Source organism: Fulvivirga sp., assembly GCF_040220315.1.
In the GTDB taxonomy this organism is placed as follows: Bacteria; Bacteroidota; Bacteroidia; order Cytophagales; family Cyclobacteriaceae; genus Fulvivirga.
This window is the reverse complement of the sequence record NZ_JAVJUY010000025.1, coordinates 1-4,044: the sequence shown is the minus strand read 5'-3', so window position 1 is coordinate 4,044 and position 4,044 is coordinate 1. Positions and strand designations below refer to the sequence as shown.

The 4,044-nt window shown below is 34.6% G+C and carries 5 protein-coding genes; 1 reads left to right on the top strand and 4 read right to left on the bottom strand.

Annotated features, from left to right (window positions below):
* From RLO81_RS00880 to RLO81_RS00865, 4 genes are all read right to left on the bottom strand, one after another.
* Positions 1 to 349, bottom strand: a 349-nt coding sequence (locus tag RLO81_RS00880; protein ID WP_350105861.1) for a geranylgeranylglyceryl/heptaprenylglyceryl phosphate synthase, incomplete at its 3' end; no start/stop codon positions are given.
* Positions 306 to 689, bottom strand: coding sequence for a hypothetical protein (locus tag RLO81_RS00875; protein ID WP_350105858.1), 384 nt, complete (start codon positions 687 to 689; stop codon positions 306 to 308). The genes RLO81_RS00880 and RLO81_RS00875, both read right to left, overlap by 44 nt.
* Before the next feature lie 5 nt (positions 690 to 694).
* Positions 695 to 1,060, bottom strand: a complete 366-nt coding sequence (locus tag RLO81_RS00870) for a phage holin family protein (protein ID WP_350105855.1) — start codon at positions 1,058 to 1,060, stop codon at positions 695 to 697.
* A 76-nt stretch (positions 1,061 to 1,136) separates the two neighbouring features.
* On the bottom strand, positions 1,137 to 2,654 hold the full coding sequence (locus RLO81_RS00865; RefSeq protein WP_350105852.1) for a Na/Pi symporter: 1,518 nt from the start codon (positions 2,652 to 2,654) through the stop codon (positions 1,137 to 1,139).
* 280 nt (positions 2,655 to 2,934) lie between these two features.
* Between RLO81_RS00865 and RLO81_RS00860 the strand changes: the two genes are divergently transcribed.
* Positions 2,935 to 4,044, top strand: a 1,110-nt coding sequence (locus RLO81_RS00860; RefSeq protein WP_350105849.1) for a Na/Pi cotransporter family protein, incomplete at its 3' end; no start/stop codon positions are given.

Below are 4,044 nucleotides of genomic sequence, written 5' to 3'. Positions count from 1 at the left end.
ACAAAGGTGCTGCGTTTACATGTTGCCCAATCAGGAAATCAGGATTTCTGCCAGAGATAAGACTTAAAAATAAAATAGCATCTGCGTAGTTTGAAATCTGCATGTTATTACCGGGAAAAAGTATTACCGGTATGTCGCACTTTTCTTTCAGTAACTTAACGATTGGTTGAAAATTATCTTGTGTAAGTAAACTGCCACCAACAAAGAAAAAATCTACATAGCATTCTTTAGCCAAAGCAATAAGATTCAAAATTGCATTCGGATCTTCTACCTTGTCTGGATCAATAAGTACGGCCAGCGATTTTCTATTGAGTTTTTTCCTTGATTGAATGTCTTTCAGCAGATTCATTACGCGAATTTAAATACTCTACCAATTTTTCTTTTGCCAAACCCAATAGAAAAACCATCGCTTCTTTAGCCAGTGTGCTACTTATTTGTCCAAAAACAGATGTATCAGTTTCTATTTCTTCACCTTCTATTTCCTGGGTTTTCTTAACTTTCTTTTTTTGTTTTTTGGTTTCAGAAGAAAAGAGTGCCTTGAAAATAAGATAGGATAGTGCCAGTCCGCCAGCAATAATTAGCGTATTAGTAGCTAACTGCCGACCCTTTTCTGAAATGGCTTCCAGTTCTTTTTCCAATACTTTCTCTTGTTCTTTAGACAGGTTTTCTAATTTAACTTTGCTATTCATAACAATCACTTATCAATACCAAAAACCTTGTTTAACTCTTTTTCAATAGCCTCTTTCAATCCAATTTTTTTCTTCAAGAGTAGCAATACTATAAACAATATAAAATAGAAACTTGCCACAATGAGAAATCCGTGAAAATAATTTCCCATTTCCTGGCCTAAATAAATGGATACACCAATGCTTACCAGTAAAAGCGCAAAGAATAATAGATTGATTAAAATAATACCAATTAAGGTATTGGCTAATGTTTTAGCTAATTCATCCTTAATTTCAAGCTTAATAAGCTTAACGCGTGTGTCTACCAGGGCCTTCACATTATCAAGAATGCCATCAAACCCCAATAATTTCCATATTCCTTTGTTGCTGCTCACTTAAATACAATTTGTATATAACGAATATAAGCAATGCGATAGACGAATGAAATAAATGCTTGCTACAATGCGTAGTCTAATATTTTTCTACAAAGGAAGAGAGGGTCTCTTTGGCGATAATCTTGCCATTTTTATCCTTCTTAACTACTTGGTATAATGCGTTTTGAATAGCACTAACCTTGTACGTATAGGAAATAGAATCAATATCTGCCTGATTGTAATAGGTGAGGTCGAAATTATAGACAGAGTCTAGTTTTTGTGATTCATTGATGTCTATTTCGGTCTCTATATCTGTGATACAAATATTAAATTTACCATCTGAATTTTCATTGTCCCAACAGAAGCCAACATCATTAAAAATGAAGAAATCTTTATTAAAGAAAACAATATTATTTTTTCTGTTTACATGAACAAGATTGTCACGCATAGTGCCAAAATCCGATTCGTTTTGAGGCATAGTAAATGGATAGTCTTTTGAGACAGCAGACTTATATATTACAACCCGCTCGGTATTATTCTGATTTAAATATGTTAATTCGGTAATTTTGGTATTGGTTTTATTAAAGAAAATCAGTGCAAAAGGTATGATAAAAAATGTAAAAATAATGTAAGTAAAACCAATTAACCGATGTTTGAAAGTCATTGATCCAAATTTACTGGCCATGGAAATTATTAAATTTCTCATGACAGGAAATGGCAGAAAAATAAGTACACCTATAACATTAAAAAGCAAATGAGTAACTGCTATGCTCATAGCTGCATTAGATTTAAATAGTACAGCAATAAATGCAGTTATCGTAGTTCCAATATTGGCACCCAAAATAAACGGCATGGCATTTTTTAGTTCTATTCTATTGGTGGCCACAAATGGGATTACCAATGATGTGGTTATCGAGCTTGATTGAACAGCTGCAGTTATGCCAGCACCAAACCCGAAAGACTTCCATGGGTTATTAAAAATGAGATTTTTTAGATTATCCTTTGGATTAGCTATTAATACATTTGAAATCTTTTTAGATAAATATTTCAAAGATACAATGAGCAGTACGAATGAAATAATGATAGTAATAAGGCCATTTCCAACACTACTTATTATAAACTTCGTTATGGGTATCGCATCAAATAACTTAAATCCGATTGCAGTATCTGAAACACTTAAAGAAGGATCTAAAAAGAAGTTTGCAATTTGCTGGGCAAAATATGAAAGGAAACCATAATAGTATTCCAGTGGAAATAAAATGAGCGTTGTAAGTATATTAAAGAAGTCATGTACGGTGCCAGCAGCAAGTGCACGCTTAAACTCGTTTTTGCTAGTTATGTAACCTAGTGCAACAATTGTACTTGTAAGTGTAGTTCCAATATTGGCACCCATAATCATTGGTACTGCATCTGCCAATGTTATTGAGCCTGACGCAACAGCCGCCACAATCATGGAGGTACTGGTAGAACTACTTTGAATTATGGCAGTGATCAGTAGTCCGATAAATAGTCCAATAAATGGATTTGATGTTGCAACTAAAATAGATTCTGCTACTCCTTTACCCACAAAATTGAATGACTCTGCCATTAAGTCTATCGCAAAAAGAAAGAGCATCAAAGAGATGATGATCTGTAGGCTATAATTTATGGTTTTAAAAGTATTCAGGGTGGTGGTTTTAAGCCTGCAAAAGTAACTTTTACTATGACCTTAGTTGAATAATTGGTATGAAGGTAATGTTAATTTTACACCTTTCATTACCAATCAATAACAGTCAAAAAGTAAATTTTTTAAAAATCAATTTCTTTAGCTTAACATAAAGTTAATATGAGATTAGATTTTATTACCCAATTGAAACGCTACTTTTACAGGCTGAAAATTAGTGCTTTAAAACTACATGAGTTATTCCTTTCTTGATCTCTTAACCCTACTCGGTTCACTGGGATTTTTCATATATGGCATGAAGGTTATGAGTGAAGGGCTACAAAAAGTGGCTGGTGAAAAGATGCGCCAAATCCTTCGAGCGATGACCTCCAACCGAGTAGCTGGAGTACTCACAGGTTTTTTGATAACGTCATTGGTTCAGTCATCATCAGCAACTACGGTTATGGTTGTGAGCTTCGTGAATGCAGGGCTTTTATCATTAGTAGAATCTATTGGTGTTGTTATGGGTGCCAATATTGGAACTACAATCACTGCCTGGATCATATCCATAGTAGGTTTTAAGATAAAAATTGGAGCCGCAGCATTGCCTTTAATTGCCTTTGGTTTTCCACTGATTTTCTCATCGAAAACAAAAATAAAATCCTGGGGTGAAGTTATTATAGGCTTCGCCCTTTTATTTATGGGGTTGGATTTATTAAAAGGTTCTGTTCCTGATATTAAATCAAATCCGGAAATATTAAGTTTTCTGTCATCCTATACAGATTTAGGATTCTTATCCACACTCATTTTCGTTCTCATAGGCACCTTGCTAACAGTGGTAATTCAATCTTCCAGTGCAACCATGGCACTTACGTTGGTTATGGCCAACGAGGGATGGATAACCTTTGATATTGCAGCTGCAATGGTGTTAGGTGAAAATATAGGTACTACTATTACGGCCAACATAGCGGCCCTGGTGGCGAACGTTCATGCTAAAAGAACGGCAAGAGCACATTTCATTTTTAATATGTTTGGCGTAGCATGGATGTTACTTTTGATGCCGGTATTTCTTAATGTTATAGATGTCTACCTTTCTTCAGATGATGGTGTGTCACCTTTTCAGAGTGCAGCTGCTATTCCTATAGCTCTTTCTATTTTCCATACAGCATTTAATGTAATTAATGTGCTAGTACTTATTTGGTTTGTCAATTCTATTGCCAAAATAGTAACCAAAATGGTGAAGGTTGTTGGTGAAGAAGACGAGTATTTTAAGTTAGAGTATATGACTTCTAATTTGGTAAGTACACCAGAAATTAGTTTAGAAGAGGTGGGTAAAGAACTTGCCAAATTCGGTGAGATAACC

Excerpts from the sequence above, each read along its gene's own strand:
- RLO81_RS00865 (WP_350105852.1), bottom strand. The coding sequence starts at position 2,654 with ATGCTCTTTCTTTTTGCGATAGACTTAATGGCAGAGTCATTCAATTTT.
- RLO81_RS00875 (WP_350105858.1), bottom strand. The coding sequence starts at position 689 with ATGAATAGCAAAGTTAAATTAGAAAACCTGTCTAAAGAACAAGAGAAA.